The sequence below is a fragment of the Rhodococcus sp. BL-253-APC-6A1W genome (assembly GCF_012843405.1).
Classification (GTDB): Bacteria; Actinomycetota; Actinomycetes; order Mycobacteriales; family Mycobacteriaceae; genus Rhodococcus.
The window spans coordinates 1-14,277 of sequence record NZ_JABAFB010000010.1 but is presented as its reverse complement, the minus strand read 5'-3'; the positions used below and the strand labels follow the sequence as shown (position 1 = coordinate 14,277).

Genomic DNA, 14,277 nt, shown 5'->3' with positions numbered 1-14,277 from the left:
CGCCCTGCTCGGCCATGCCGGTACTACCGCAGAGGAACACCCAGCAGCGCATCGACCGCGTCCGCGAACAGGCCGGGCGCCGACGCATCGTCGCCACCCTGCTCGACCGCGAACCGAGCCCAACCATCAAGGGCCGCAAGAGCCTTCGGGGTGTCGAGATCGTCGGCGAGATGCTGGCGCAGCCGCGCGATCGTGTCGTCGGCGGACTGCGCCGACTTCAGTGCCGCCGCCTGACGCCACAGCGCGAGCCGGGTGTGCGCGTCGGAAAGCACCTCGTCGGTCCAGGCCCGATCGGTGCGGTAGTGCCCGGAGAGCAGCCCGAGGCGGATCGCGGAGGGGTCGACGCCCTGCGCCCGCAGCTTGGAGACGAACACGAGGTTGCCGCGCGACTTGGACATCTTCTCGCCGTCGAGACCGATCATGCCGGTGTGGACGTAGTGCCGCGCGAAACGCCGATCACCGGTGACGGCTTCGGCGTGTGCGGAGGAGAACTCGTGGTGCGGGAAGATCAGGTCGCTGCCGCCACCCTGCACGTCGAAACCGCTGCCGATGCGGTTGAGGGCGATCGCCGCGCACTCGATGTGCCAGCCCGGGCGGCCGTCACCGAACGGTGACGGCCACGCCGGCTCTCCCGGCCGCTGCGCGCGCCACAGCAGCGCGTCGAGCGGATTGCGCTTGCCCGCACGGTCGGGATCGCCGCCGCGCTCGGCGAAGAACCGCATCATCGTGTCGTGGTCGTACCCGGATTCGTAGCCGAACTGCTCGGTGGCGTCCACCCGGAAGTACACGTCGGGGTACTCGGGATCGTCGACCGTGTAGGCGGCGCCCGATGCGACGAGCTTCTCGACGAGTTCGACGACCTCGTTCACCGATTCGACGGCGCCGATGTAGTCGCGGGGCGGCAGCACCCGGAGCGCTTCCATGTCTTCGCGGAAGAGCGCGGTCTCGCGCATTCCGAGGACCATCCAGTCCTCGCCGTCGCGCTCCGCGCGTTCGAACAGCGGATCGTCGACGTCGGTGACGTTCTGCACGTAATGCACGTCGTGTCCGGCGTCGCGCCAGATGCGATTGACGAGGTCGAAGGCCAGGTAGGTGGCTGCGTGCCCGAGGTGGGTGGCGTCGTACGGGGTGATGCCGCAGACGTACATCGTCGCGGTCGCGCCGGGTGTGACGGGGCGCACCGCACGATCCGCGGTGTCGAACAACCGCAACGGGGGCCCCTCACCGGGGACGGACGGGATCGCGACGTCGGACCAAGACTGCATGGATACGAGAGTAGTGGAGCGGCGCGACGCCCCTGCCGGGGCACCCGGCGGTCAGGATCTCAGAAGGCGGGCCACGGAATCCGGCGCTCGCCGAGCGGCCGGGGCATGACGGGATGCTCGAGGAGGGCCTCGATTCGCCGGCGCAGCGCCTCGACCTCGTCGGCGGTGATGTACTCGCGCAGCACGTCGGCGAATTCACCTTCGAGGCGGCGCGCGAGTTTGTCGAGGTCGGTGAGCAGTGCGGGGTCGATGGGGTCGCCGGCCCACCCCCACAGCACCGTCCGGAGCTTGTCGTCGCGGTGCAGGCAGATGCCGTGGTCGATCCCGTAGACGTTGCCGTCGACACCTTCGAGGGCGTGCCCGCCCTTGCGGTCGGCATTGTTGAGCACGAGATCGAGCACCGCCATCCGGTGCAGGCGCGGGTCGTCGGCATGGATGAGCAGGACGTCGTCACCGTCGAGGTCGCGGGCCCGGAGGATGGGCAGCCATCCCTCGGGCACAGGTCCGGCCGGGTAGAGATCGACCACGTCCAGCCGGTCGGCCGGGCCGTCGGATGGATCGCGGGTGTCGATCCAGCGTTGCACCATCCCCGGGCCGAACGGACCGTCGCGAAGCACCGTGAGCGGGATGACACCCCAGCCGAGCGCCTCACAGATCAGGTACGACGCGACCTCCCTGCCGGCGAGGGTGCCGTCCGGGAAATCCCACAGTGGCCGTTCGCCGCGCACGGGCTTGTAGACGCAGCGGACGACGGTGCCGCCGTAGCTCGCATCGCACACCAGCGTCGCGTTGCTGGCGTGGGCGATCTGACCGATGACGGTGAGTTCACCTTCGGTCAGAACGGTGCGCAGGTCGGCGACGGGGGTCACCGTCAGCTCTCCTCACCGAACCAGGACGCCGGATCGAAGCCGGGAGTACGCAGGTATCCGTTGGTGCGAATGCAGATGTGGCCGTCGCCGCCGATGGGCTCACCACACAGCGGGCACGGCGCGCGGCCTGCCGCGATCACCATGTCCGAGCGCGCGGCGAATTCGCGGGCCTGCACCGGGGTGAGGAACACCCGAACGGCGTCGGGGCCTTCCTCGGTGTCGTCGAGGACAACGGACTCGTCGAGTTCGGTGTCGGTGACGGCAAGCAACTCCACGACCACGGCCCCGGAGTCGGAGTCCCAGCCGAGGCCCATGGTGCCCACGCGGAATTCCGCTTCGATGGGTGTCACCAGCGGATCGATGTCGACGGGCAGTTCATCCGGTACCGCCGTGCCGAACCTGCGGTGCACCTCTTCGAGCAACAGGCCCATCCTGTCGGCCAGGATCTGCACCTGCTGCTTTTCCAGCAGGACGCTCACAATCCGGGACTCGTGCACGGCCTGCAGATAGAACACCCGGTCCCCCGGTTCACCGACGGTGCCGGCGATGAACCGGTCCGGAGTACGAAACACGTGTATCGCGCGAGCCATCGCACCTCCTCGAGTCAACCCACTCTGCCATGCCGGACATTCTCATTATCCGCCCGTATTCCCTTCGGGTTCTCCACCTGCGGATTCGTCGCCGTCGGCAGCACCGCCGGGTACCTCGCCGCCGGGTACCGACTTGGGAGCGGACGGCCCGGCGAGCCCGGACAGGTCCGAACCGGTGTCGTTGATGCGCAGCACGAACGGTCGCGTATCCGTGTACCGGACGACGGAGATCGACGCGGGTTCCGCGACGATCCGCTGGAATCCGTCGAGGTGGGTGGCGAGCGCATCGGCGAGGATCGACTTGATCACGTCGCCGTGCGTGCAGGCCACCCAGACGACGTCTTTGCCGTGCGCGTCGGCGAGGCGCCGGTCGTGTTCGCGGATCGCCGCGACCGCGCGGGCTTGCACCTGGGCCAGGCCCTCACCGTCGGGGAACACCGCCGCCGACGCGTGCTGCTGAACTACTTTCCACAGCGGCTCCTGCAGCAGGTCCTTCAGGGCCCGGCCGGTCCATCCGCCGTAGTCCACCTCCGCGAGCCGATCCTCGACCACCGGGGTCAGTCCGCGGTCGTGGCTCAACGGCTCCACGGTCTGCCGGCACCGGAGCAGCGGCGACCGCACGATCTCGGTGATCTCGAGCCCGGACAGCCGGGTGACGAGATTCTTCGCCTGGATGTGGCCGACCTCGTCGAGTTCGACACCCGGGGTACGGCCGGCCAGGACATGCGAGGTGTTGGCCGTCGATCGTCCGTGGCGCAGCAGGATTACCGTCATGGATCCAGCCTAGAGGCCGCGCCACGCGGCGTCGCCGCAGACAGTCGGCGGGTCACCGGCCGATCACGTCGCAGAGATCACGCCGGTGCCGAGTAGCCCGAGCACCACGACGCCGAGCGCGACGCGGTAACCGACGAACCAGTACATCGAGTGGTTGACGAGGAACCTGAGCAGCCAGGCGATGGCCGCGTAACCGACAGCGAACGCTATGAGGGTAGCGACGAGCAACTGCGGTCCGGATGCGTTGAGTCCCTCTCCGACCGGCTCGAATGCGTCGGGCAGGCTGAACAGACCCGACGCGACGACCGCGGGAATCGCGAGCAGGAACGAATACCGGGCCGCGGCTTCTCGGGTGAGGCCGAGGAACAGGCCCGCCGAAATGGTGCCGCCGGAGCGCGAGACGCCGGGAATCAGCGCCAGCGCCTGCGCCGACCCCATGATCAGACCGTCCTTGAGGGTGAGCTGCTCGACGCCGCGACGCTGCTTGCCGAAGTACTCGGCTGCCGCGATCACGATCGAGAAGACGATGAGCATCGTCGCGACGAGCCAGAGGTTGCGGGCAACCGTGCGGATGTCGTCCTTGAAGACGATGCCGAGGATGCCGATGGGGATAGTGCCGAGAATGACGTACCAACCCATCTTGTAATCGTGGTCGGCGCGCCGCTCGCGGTTCACGAGCCCGCGGAACCAGGCCCGGACGATGCGCCAGATGTCGCGGGCGAAGTACACGAACACCGCGGCTTCGGTGCCGAGCTGGGTCACCGCGGTGAACGATGCTCCGGCGTCCTCCCCGAAGAAGACCTCGGAGACGATGCGCATGTGACCGGACGACGACACGGGAAGAAACTCGGTCAGCCCCTGGACGATTCCGAGCACGATCGTCTGTAGCCAGGTCATCGATTCGCCGATCATGCGGAGACCTCCGTGTGCCCGGCCGAGCAGGAGAGGGCGCGGCGCTGGTTCCTCACTCGCGGAAGGCTACGTGGCAACGGTGCTCTCGGCGCGCCGGAACACCCTCGGTACGCCTCGGCACTAGGCTTGCCACCCGGGGAGCGCGGTGCGGTACCGCACGATCCCGATGCCGGGGAGGTAGTGCGGTCGCTATGGAATACAGGACTGTCGGTTCGAGCGGGTTGCGCGTGTCGCGGCTCGGCTTGGGCACTTTGACGTGGGGTCGCGGCACCGATGGGGACGAGGCGGCGGCGCAGCTGTCGGCTTTCGTCGACGCCGGGGGCACGCTCGTCGATACGTCTCCGGCCTACGGCGACGGGGTGTCGCAGCGCATCCTCGCGGAACTGCTCGACGACGTCGTCCCCCGGGACGAACTCGTATTGTCCGGTAGCTCGGGCATCGACACGACCAAGATCGGGTCCGGGCGCGTCGACTGTTCGCGCGGCGGGTTGCTCACCCAGCTCGATACGACGCTGCGGGAACTCGGAACCGACCACCTCGATGTGTGGCAGGTCGCGACGTGGGATCCGCACACTCCGATCGAAGAAGTCGCCTCCGCACTCGAGTTCGCGGTCGCGAGCGGTCGCGTCCGGTATGTCGGGGTGCGCGGTTACCTCGGATGGCAACTGGCGACCGCCGCTGCGGCGGCACGGCGACCGGCCCCGATGGTGTGTACGCAGGTCGAGTATTCGTTGCTCGCGCGCGGCGTCGAGGAGGAACTGGTCCCGGCCGCGGCCCATCACGGTGTCGGAGTGTTCGCGGCGGTGCCCCTGGCCGGCGGCGTGCTGACCGGCAAGTATCGATCGGGAATGCCGGCGGATTCGCGCGGCGCGGACGAGGTGCACGCCGAGGAAGTGCGTCGCTACCTCACCGAATCCGCGGTACGCGTGGTCGATGCGGTGGCAACGGCAGCGGACGGGCTGGGAACGTCGCCGCTCGCGGTGGCGCTGGCGTGGGTCCGGGACCGGCCGCAGGTGGCATCCACTCTGGTGGGTGCGCGCGACCTGGCACAGCTCACCGGGGTGCTCGTGGCCGAAGAGCTCGCGCTGCCGCCGGCAATCGCTGCCGCGCTCGACGATGTGAGCGCATAACCGGCTGCATCGCCCTCGCCGAATCAGCAAAGGTTAGGCTACCCTCTCCGTAGGTAGGATCATTCGGAATGCAGGGAGGTCGGCCGATGGCCGCAATCGAGGTCGCCGGATTCGCCGAGCGCATCAAGATCGATACACAGCAGGCGCACCGGGACACCGAGAACTCCGTGTTCGTCTCCGAACTGCTCGCCGGCACGCTCACCGCCGAAGCCCACGCCGAATTGATCGCGCAGTCGTGGTTCCTCTACGACGCGCTCGAACGCATCGGCCGCACCTACACCGCCGATCCGATCGTCGGGCCGCTGCTCTCGGACGACCTGCTTCGTATCCCTGCCCTCGAAGCCGACCTCGACTTCCTGATCGGCCACGACTGGCGCAGCCGGATCACTCCCCTCCCCGCGACCACCGCGTACGTCCAGCGTCTCGAGCAGGTAGCGGCGTCCTCGCCGGAAGCGTTCGTCGCCCACCATTACCTGCGCTACCTCGGTGACCTGTCCGGCGGACAGATCATCCGCCGGATGCTCGAGCGTGCCTACGGCTACGAACGGGACGGTCTGCGGTTCTACATCTTCGACGCCATCCCCAAGCCCAAGCCGTTCAAGGACGCCTACCGCGCCACCCTGGATGCCGCCCCGCTCGACAGCGACCAGCAGCAGGCAGTGATCGACGAGACAATCCTCGCCTACGGCCTCAACCGTGCGCTGTTCGAGGACCTTGCTGCACGCATCGACCGCTACCGGGTTCGGGCCTGACGATGCTCGTCTCGCCCCGCACGACGCTGACCGTGCTGCTGCTCGTAGTCGCCACCGCGTTCGCCGGTGCGTGTAGTTCACCCGCCGGAGACGGCCCGTCCAGTTCCGATGCGACAGGTCACCGCACCGCCGTGGTCGACGACCGCAACCCCCGTCCGATCGGAGCAACCCCGTCGCCGACCCTGCCCGCCACCGTGCGCGGCGCCGACGGCGTGGATGTCACCGTCACCGACGTCTCCCGGATCGTCGTCGCGGACCGCTCCGGAACCCTCGCCCAGACCGTGCACTCACTGGGTCTCGGCGGCAACATCGTCGGGCGGTCGACCGCGATTTTCCCTGCCGGCGAACACATTCCCAACGTGACGCCGGGCGGCCACAGCCTCAACGCGGAAGCCGTCCTCGCGTTGAGCCCGACGGTCGTGCTCACCGACACCTCCATCGGCCCGCTCGCGGTGCAGGAACAGATCCGCGCAACCGGAGTGCCGGTGGTGTTCGTCGACCCCGAGCGCAACCTCGACACCGTCGCCCCCGGCATCGAGATGGTCGCCGCAGCCCTCGGCGTGCCCGAAGCCGGCGCGGCGCTGACCCGGCGCACTCTCGACGAGATCACCGCGGCACGCGACTCCGTCCCGTCCGACCATCCCGATCTCACCGTCGCGTTCCTGTACCTGCGGGGTTCGGCGATCAAAATGCTCGGCGGACCGGGATCGGGCGCAGATGCCCTGGTCGCCGCCGCGGGCGCACGCGACGCCGGCATCCTCGCCGGCCTCGAATCCCAGTTCGTGCCCATCACCAGTGAGGCGATGATCGCGTCCTCACCCGATGTCATCCTGATCATGACGCACAGTCTCGAATCCGTCGGTGGCCCCGACGGTCTCGCAGCCCTTCCGGGCGTGGCGCAAACGCCCGCCGGTAAGACGCAGAACATCGTCGACATGGACGATTCGGTGTTGCTCAGTTTCGGACCCGACACCGGAAAAGTGCTCGGGGCACTCGTCGAAGCGCTGTACCGGACGGATACCGCATGACCGCGGGTCGCCCCGGCGGCCCCCTCAGCGGCACCGCCGACGATCCGGTGGCCCCCGGCGGGACGGTCGAGAAAGCAGGCATCGGACGCACCACGATGGTCTTCGTGGGCCTCGGCGCAGCACTGCTGATCCTCGCTGTCGTGTCCGCATGTCTCGGGCAGGTGCCCACAAGTCCCGCGGAAGTGGTCGGAAGCCTGCTGCACCGCATCGGTCTGGACCTCGGGTCGATGCCCGCGCATCCCGCCGGCGAAGTGACGCTGTGGGAGGTGCGGTTCCCGCGCGTGGCGCTCGCCATGCTGGTCGGGGCGGCGCTCGGCTGCTCCGGGGCGCTTCTGCAGGGCATCTTCGCCAATCCCCTCGCCGAACCCGGCGTGATCGGGGTGTCCTCCGGAGCCGCGGTAGGCGCGTCCGCGGTCATCGTGCTCGGCGGCGCGTTCACCTCCGGATGGTCACTCGCGTGGGCGGCACTGCTCTCCGGTCTGGTCACCACCGCGCTCGTCTACATGCTGTCGCGTTCCGACGGACGTACCGAGGTCGTCACCGTCATCCTCACCGGGGTCGCAGTCAACGCCGTCGCCGGAGGTCTCATCGCCTTCTTCACCTTCGTCGCCGATCCCGCCGCCCGCGACCAGATCGTCTTCTGGCAACTCGGCAGCCTCGGCGGGGCCACCTGGGACACCGTCTCCGTGGTGGCGCCCCTGACCCTCGTGGGCGTCGCGGCCGCCGTCGTGCTGGCTCCCAAACTCGACCTCCTCGCGCTCGGCGAAAACGTGGCCCGGCATCTCGGCGTCGAGGTCGAACGGGTCCGCCAGATCTCGATCGTCGTGGTGGCGGTGCTGGTCAGCGCCGCAGTCGCCTTCACGGGAATCATCATGTTCGTGGGTCTGGTGGTCCCCCACCTGATGCGCATGCTCCTCGGCCCGGCGCATCGCGTGCTCGTCTGCGCGAGCGTTCTGGCGGGCGCCGTCGTTCTCCTCGCAGCCGACCTGGGCGCGCGCACCCTCGTCGAGAACGCCGACCTGCCACTCGGGATGATCACGGCGCTGATCGGCGGTCCGGCCTTCTTCTGGATGTTGCGCCGCACCCGCGCCGAACAGGGGGGCTGGGCATGAGCCGGCTGCTGCACCGACGGGAGGACCGCGCGGTACCGGCACGATCCGGGCCCGGCACCACCACCGTGCGCGCCACCGGGGTACGGCTGAGCCGGGGCACCCGGGAGATCCTCCGCGGCGTCGACCTCGAGGTGCGGGTCGGTGAGGTGCTCGCGCTCGTCGGCCCCAACGGTGCCGGCAAATCCACCCTGCTCGCCGCACTGACCGGTGACCTCCCGATCAGTGGCGGACGCATCGAGGTCGACGGACGACCGCTCGCCGACTGGTCTGCACTGGCGCTTGCCCGCAGGCGCGCGGTGCTGCCGCAGCACCATGCCGTCGGTTTCCCGTTCACCGCCCGGCAGGTGGTGCGCATGGGCCGTGCGGCATGGTCGCGCACCCCGCGGCAGGACGACGACGACCGGATCGTCGCGGACGCCTTCGCCACCTGCGACGTCACGCACCTCGCCGACCGGCCTTTTCCTGCGCTCTCGGGCGGCGAACGGGCCCGGGTCGCGCTCGCGCGGGTACTCGCCCAGGACACCGAAACGTTGTTGCTCGACGAGCCCACGGCAGCCCTCGACATCGGCCATCAGGAATCGGTGATGCAGGTCGTGCGGGATCGCGCCGACCGAGGTCACGCTGTCGTGGTGGTCCTGCACGACCTCGGCCTGGCAGCCGCCTACGCGGACCGGATCTGCGTGCTCGAGAACGGCCGGATCGCGGCCGACGGTCCACCCGCCGCGGTCCTGACCGAAGACCTCCTGGCGAGGGTCTACAACTATCAGGTTCGCGTGACGCAGCATCCGGAAACCGGGACTCCGCTCGTGCTCCCGCGGCGCGCCGGCACATCCTCCGGGATGTGAGCCGGGCGTCACAGGCACCGCGATCGCCCCGAGCCGGGTGCGGCGAGGCAACGGCGATCAGGAACACTGGAAGCAACGCGCCGCCGCGGAACGTGTCGGCGCGTGAAGCGACGCGACGACGAGGAGCGAGAACGATGGGCAGACCGGGTATCCGTGGGACCGCGCTGGTGTGGGGAGTCGCGGTGGCGGTACTCGCCGGCTGCTCGTCGGAGAATGCGTCCGACACGATCCAGACCATCGAACCCGCCACCCCCGCGTCCGCCCCCAGCGTGGCACCCGAGGCCGCCGGCAACGTTCGCCCGTTCGACTACCGGGTCGATGCCCTGATCGTCCAGCCCGACACCGGCACGTTGGTCGCCCTCGCCGACGACGGAGCCCGTCTGCTTCTGCTCGACGACGGCGCCGCCGAACCCCGCGTCGTGGACCTTCCTGCCGAGGCGGCGACCGTGGTCGCCGGACGGGACGGCACCGTGCTCGCACCCGGGTCCGGCGTCGTGGCGCAGGTCGACACCACCGACGGTGCGGTCACCGAAGTTTCCGTGGACGCCGACGCACTCTCGGCTGCGGTCCTGAGCGACGGCCGGTGGGCGGTGGGCACGGCCGACGGCCGGGTCCTGGTCGTCGCGCCGGGCACCGGCGAGGTCGAAGAGACCATCTCGGGACTCGCCTCGACCGACCTGATCGCCGTCAGCGGCGACTCGGTCGCCGCTCTCGACCGCAGACAGACCTCGCTCACCTCGGTCGATATCGAGGACGCGCATCTGGGTGCGGCGTTGCGGGCCGGACGCGGCGCGACGCAGCTGGCCACCGATCCGTACGGGCGCGTACTCGTCACCGATACGACCGGCGAGGAACTGCTCGTCTACACCATCGACTCGCTCATCCTGCGGCAGCGCTACCCCGTCGGCCCCGCTCCGTACGCTGTTACCTACGACGAACAGCGTGATCTGGTATGGGTGACGTTGACCGGAAGCAACGAGGTGGTGGGCTACGATCTGTCGACCGGGACCGCGGAGGAACGCCATCGTTTCGCGACCGTGCGACAGCCGAATTCGGTTGCCGTCGACCCGGCTGATGGGACGCTGGTGATCGCCTCGGCGACCGGCGACGGACTGCAGAGGATCCCGATCGAAGGGTAGAGATGGCAAACGAGCGATTCAGCCGGTTCACCCGACTCCCCGTCGACTGGGACACCAGTAACGACGAATACGAATACGCACCGCTGCGGCTCCCGCGCGACGTGTCGCGGGTGAGTGCGTCGCTTCGCCTGGCGATCTCCGCCGAGTTCCACGGCTGGGAGTTGACGCGCCTGCGGCTCTATCCCGACGGCAGTCGCCGGGTGTTGCTGCGTCGCCGCAAGACCGGCCAACCTGTTCCCCACCCCACTGTCCGCTGATCCGAACCCCGGCCGCCGCCGGGCCCGCAGGGAGTTGTCCGTGTACCGCTTGCTTCTTCGGCTGATGTTCCTTCTCCCCCCGGAACGTGCGCACCACCTCGCGTTCTTCGCGATGCGTCTGGTGACGCGGTTCGCGCCCACCCGGGCACTCGTCTCGAAGGTTCTCGTCACCGACGACCCGATCCTGCGCAACACCGTCGCAGGGGTGGACTTCCCGGCGCCGCTCGGGCTCGCTGCCGGTTTCGACAAGGACGCCACGGGTGTGGACGTATGGGGTCCGCTGGGCTTCGGATTCGCTGAAATCGGCACTGTCACCGCGCAGGCACAACCCGGCAATCCGGTGCCCCGGCTCTTCCGGCTCCCCGCGGATCGTGCGCTGGTCAACCGAATGGGCTTCAACAACCACGGCGCAGGTGAGGCCGCCAACCGGCTCCGGCAGCGCCGCCGCACCGTCCCGATCGGCGCAAACATCGGCAAGACGAAGGTCGTGCCCGCAGAGGACGCGACCGCCGACTACACCGAGAGCGCGCGCCTGCTCGGGCCACTCGCCGACTTCCTCGTCGTCAACGTCTCGTCCCCGAACACTCCCGGACTTCGCGACCTGCAGGCCGTCGCGTCCCTGCGCCCACTGCTCGCTGCCGTCCTCGAGACCGTGACGGTGCCGGTGTTCGTGAAGATCGCGCCGGACCTGTCGGACGACGACATCGACGCCGTCGCCGATCTCGCGCTCGAACTGGGACTTGCCGGCATCGTCGCCACCAATACCACCATCCGCCGCGACGGTCTCCGCACCGACCGGGCGCGCATCGACGAGATCGGCGCCGGCGGTCTGTCGGGCCCCCCGGTGGCGGCTCGCTCGCTCGAGGTTCTGCAACGGCTCCACCATCGCGTCGGTGACCGTCTCGTGATCGTGTCCGTCGGCGGCATCGAAACCGCGGAGCAGGCGTGGGAACGCATCCTCGCGGGAGCCTCACTGGTGCAGGGCTACACCGGGTTCATCTACGGCGGCGGCCTGTGGGCACGCCGCATCAACAAAGGCATCGCGCGCAAACTGCGTGCCCACGGCTACCGGTCGATCGCCGATGCCGTCGGCGCCGGAGCCCGGGTGTAGCCCCCGGCGGAACCGTCACGGCGGGTGACATCGCAGCACATCACGTGCCTCGACGTCACCCGCCGTTGTAGATCTAGGCGACCTCGTAGGTCCCGGTGAGAAGTCCGCGCGCGATGGCGTGGCCGAAGACGTTGAAGCCGAGGAACGCCGGGCTCGAATCGGCCGTGACACCATCGAGAACGTCGACGTCGAGTGCGTGCACCGCGACGATGTAGCGGTGGTAGCCGTGACCGGCCGGAGGCGCAGCGCCGATGAATCCGTGCGCGCCGCCGTCGTGACGGAGCGTCACAGCCGACTCGGGCAGCCCCGGCGCTCCGGGAGTCCCGGCGCCCGTGGGCAACTCGGTGACAGTGACCGGAATGTTCGCGACAGCCCAATGCCAGAATCCCGAACCGGTGGGCGCATCCGGGTCGAACACCGTGACGACGAAACTCTTGGTCTCCGCCGGAAACCCGGACCAGGACAGCTGCGGCGAGACGTCACCGCCGCCGGGGATCCCGAACGCTCCGCTCGCCTGAGGAAGTTTCCATTCCTCACCCTCGGCGAAGTCTTCGCTGGTGACCTCGAACGTCGGCAACGCGGGCAGGAACTTGTACGGGTCGTAATCGAAGGCCATACCGGTCCTTTCGTGATCGGGATACAACTGGGTCAGGCGTGCATGAGGAAGTGTTCCATGACGCGGGTGCCGAAGTGCAGTGCGTCGACGGGGACACGCTCGTCCACCCCGTGGAACAGAGCAGCGAAGTCCAGGTCGGGCGGCAACTGCAGAGGCGCGAAGCCGAAGCACCGGATACCCAGTCGCGCGAACGCCTTCGCGTCGGTCCCGGCGGAGAGCATGTACGGCACGGTGCGCCCGATGGGGTCGTGCGCGAGGATCGCAGCGTTCATCGCGTCCACGAGATCGCCGTCGAAGGTGGTTTCGTACGACTCGAGGCTCGTGATCCATTCACGCGTGACGTTCGGCCCGATCAATTCGTCCACGGTGCGTTCGAATTCGGCGAGGCGGCCGGGGAGAATTCGGCAGTCGACCATCGCATGCGCGGTCCGGGGGATCACGTTGGCCTTGTAACCCGCGTCCAGCATGGTCGGGTTCGCCGTGTCGCGCAGGGTCGCGCCGACGATCCGGGCGATCGACCCGAGCTTCGCGAGGGTGCCGTCGAGGTCCGGGGACGACGGATCGAGGTCGAGTCCGGTCTCCTCCCCCACCACAGCCAGGAACTCCGCGACCGAATCGTTGACGACGAGCGGGAACGTGTGGGATCCCAGTCGGGCGACGGCTTGCGAGAGGACGGTGACGGCGTTGTCCTCGTGGAGGAACGAACCGTGGCCCGCGACACCGGTTGCGGTCAGCCGCAGCCAGCCCATTCCCTTCTCTGCCGTCTCGACCATGTAGAGGCGGCGTTCGCTGCCGTCGGGACGCGGGACGGTGAGCGAGAAGCCGCCCACTTCCCCGACGGCCTCGGTGACGCCGTCGAACAGGTCGGGCCGGTGTTCGACGAGCCACTGCGACCCGTACTTGCCGCCGGCCTCCTCGTCGGCGAGGAAGGCGAACACGAGATCGCGGGGAGGAACGATGTTCTCGGCTTTGAAGTACCGCGCGACCGCGATCATCATGCCGACCATGTCTTTCATGTCGACCGCGCCGCGCCCCCAGACGTAGCCGTTCTCCACGGCACCGGAGAACGGGTGCACGCTCCAGTCGGCGGGTTCGGCCGGCACGACGTCGAGGTGCCCGTGCAGCAGCAGCGCACCGCGGGCAGGGTCGGCGCCCGCGAGACGAGCGAAGACGTTGCCGCGACCCGGCGCACCGGACTCGACGTAGACGGTCTCGTACCCCACCTCTTCGAGCAGCGAGGCCACCCATTCGGCACACTCGCGCTCGCCGCGGGTGGTCGCGGGATCGCCGGTGTTGGACGTGTCGAAACGGATCAACCGGGAGACGAGGTCGACGACCTCCGACTCTGCCCGGGAGGGACGGTGAGCACTCGGATGTGTGGCCATGCATGCATGTCTACCATTGCCCCGGTCCTGGATCAGTGCAGGTGAGGGTGCCGATTTGGGGCGGGCGCCTCGGTGGGATAGTCTTTCACAGCACCCGCCGGAGCGGGCGCAAGCATGAGTCCGAGTGGCGGAATGGCAGACGCGCTAGCTTGAGGTGCTAGTGTCCTATTAACGGACGTGGGGGTTCAAGTCCCCCCTCGGACACTCTGCGTTGAGACAGACGATGAAGGCCCCGAACCGCAAGGTTCGGGGCCTTTGTCGTGGGGCCGGCAGCTCCCGTTCGTGGCTCCCGATCGGCCCCGACGGCCGTTCCTCCGCGATGTCGAGGCGTTTTGGGAATCGGCCCCGGCATGCGCTACTGTTTCTTCAGCGCCCGCGGGAGCGGGTGCTACCGGCATGTCCCTCGTGGACGTCGGTCCGAGTGGCGGAATGGCAGACGCGCTAGCTTGAGGTGCTAGTGTCCTATTAACGGACGTGGGGGTTCAAGTCCCC

The 14,277-nt window shown here is 68.7% G+C and carries 15 protein-coding genes and 1 tRNA gene; 9 read left to right on the top strand and 7 right to left on the bottom strand.

Annotation, left to right across the window (positions count from 1 at the left end; genetic code table 11):
* Positions 1 to 23: 23 nt before the first annotated feature.
* The 5 genes from mshC to HF877_RS16120 all read right to left on the bottom strand — a co-directional run bounded on the left by mshC (position 24) and on the right by HF877_RS16120 (position 4,407).
* Positions 24 to 1,265 carry a cysteine--1-D-myo-inosityl 2-amino-2-deoxy-alpha-D-glucopyranoside ligase gene (gene mshC / locus HF877_RS16140; RefSeq protein WP_169622218.1) on the bottom strand — a complete coding sequence of 414 codons (1,242 nt, stop codon included), beginning with the start codon at positions 1,263 to 1,265 and terminating at the stop codon, positions 24 to 26.
* 59 nt (positions 1,266 to 1,324) lie between these two features.
* Entirely contained in the window at positions 1,325 to 2,134 is an 810-nt protein-coding gene (locus tag HF877_RS16135; RefSeq protein ID WP_169622217.1) for an SCO1664 family protein, read from the bottom strand.
* Between the two features lie 2 nt (positions 2,135 to 2,136).
* Positions 2,137 to 2,724, bottom strand: a complete 588-nt coding sequence (locus HF877_RS16130) for a DUF3090 domain-containing protein (RefSeq protein WP_169622216.1) — start codon at positions 2,722 to 2,724, stop codon at positions 2,137 to 2,139.
* Between the two features lie 45 nt (positions 2,725 to 2,769).
* The gene (locus tag HF877_RS16125) at positions 2,770 to 3,498 is read right to left on the bottom strand and encodes a histidine phosphatase family protein (protein WP_169622215.1); all 729 of its coding nucleotides are present in this window, start codon (positions 3,496 to 3,498) and stop codon (positions 2,770 to 2,772) included.
* Positions 3,499 to 3,561: 63 nt separating this feature from the next.
* Positions 3,562 to 4,407 (bottom strand): undecaprenyl-diphosphate phosphatase, encoded by an 846-nt coding sequence (locus HF877_RS16120; RefSeq protein ID WP_296550160.1) that lies wholly within the window; start codon positions 4,405 to 4,407, stop codon positions 3,562 to 3,564.
* Between the two features lie 194 nt (positions 4,408 to 4,601).
* Between HF877_RS16120 and HF877_RS16115 the strand changes: the two genes are divergently transcribed.
* From HF877_RS16115 to HF877_RS16080, 8 genes are all read left to right on the top strand, one after another.
* Positions 4,602 to 5,540, top strand: coding sequence for an aldo/keto reductase (locus tag HF877_RS16115; protein WP_169622213.1), 939 nt, complete (start codon positions 4,602 to 4,604; stop codon positions 5,538 to 5,540).
* A gap of 86 nt (positions 5,541 to 5,626) precedes the next feature.
* A complete protein-coding gene (locus tag HF877_RS16110; protein ID WP_169622212.1) occupies positions 5,627 to 6,292 on the top strand; it encodes a biliverdin-producing heme oxygenase in 666 nt (221 codons plus the stop codon).
* Positions 6,293 to 6,294: 2 nt separating this feature from the next.
* On the top strand, positions 6,295 to 7,320 hold the full coding sequence (locus tag HF877_RS16105; RefSeq protein ID WP_169622211.1) for an ABC transporter substrate-binding protein: 1,026 nt from the start codon (positions 6,295 to 6,297) through the stop codon (positions 7,318 to 7,320).
* 95 nt (positions 7,321 to 7,415) lie between these two features.
* On the top strand, positions 7,416 to 8,432 hold the full coding sequence (locus HF877_RS16100; protein WP_169622367.1) for an iron ABC transporter permease: 1,017 nt from the start codon (positions 7,416 to 7,418) through the stop codon (positions 8,430 to 8,432).
* On the top strand, positions 8,429 to 9,277 hold the full coding sequence (locus HF877_RS16095; protein ID WP_169622210.1) for a heme ABC transporter ATP-binding protein: 849 nt from the start codon (positions 8,429 to 8,431) through the stop codon (positions 9,275 to 9,277). Before HF877_RS16100 ends, HF877_RS16095 begins: the two co-directional genes overlap by 4 nt.
* A 134-nt stretch (positions 9,278 to 9,411) precedes the next feature.
* The gene (locus HF877_RS16090) at positions 9,412 to 10,416 is read left to right on the top strand and encodes a hypothetical protein (protein WP_169622209.1); all 1,005 of its coding nucleotides are present in this window, start codon (positions 9,412 to 9,414) and stop codon (positions 10,414 to 10,416) included.
* A gap of 2 nt (positions 10,417 to 10,418) precedes the next feature.
* Positions 10,419 to 10,673, top strand: coding sequence for a DUF5703 family protein (locus tag HF877_RS16085; protein ID WP_169622208.1), 255 nt, complete (start codon positions 10,419 to 10,421; stop codon positions 10,671 to 10,673).
* A gap of 40 nt (positions 10,674 to 10,713) precedes the next feature.
* Complete coding sequence (locus tag HF877_RS16080; protein WP_169622207.1) at positions 10,714 to 11,784, top strand: quinone-dependent dihydroorotate dehydrogenase; 1,071 nt, start codon at positions 10,714 to 10,716, stop codon at positions 11,782 to 11,784.
* A gap of 73 nt (positions 11,785 to 11,857) precedes the next feature.
* Here the strand turns inward: HF877_RS16080 and HF877_RS16075 are convergent, their stop codons facing one another.
* Both HF877_RS16075 and HF877_RS16070 read right to left on the bottom strand, forming a co-directional pair.
* Complete coding sequence (locus HF877_RS16075) at positions 11,858 to 12,400, bottom strand: YbhB/YbcL family Raf kinase inhibitor-like protein (RefSeq protein ID WP_169622206.1); 543 nt, start codon at positions 12,398 to 12,400, stop codon at positions 11,858 to 11,860.
* A gap of 32 nt (positions 12,401 to 12,432) precedes the next feature.
* Positions 12,433 to 13,785, bottom strand: coding sequence for a M20/M25/M40 family metallo-hydrolase (locus tag HF877_RS16070; protein ID WP_169622205.1), 1,353 nt, complete (start codon positions 13,783 to 13,785; stop codon positions 12,433 to 12,435).
* 118 nt (positions 13,786 to 13,903) lie between these two features.
* On the opposite strand from HF877_RS16070, the gene HF877_RS16065 reads away from it, so the two are divergent.
* Positions 13,904 to 13,989, top strand: a tRNA-Leu gene (locus HF877_RS16065).
* Positions 13,990 to 14,277 lie beyond the last annotated feature (288 nt).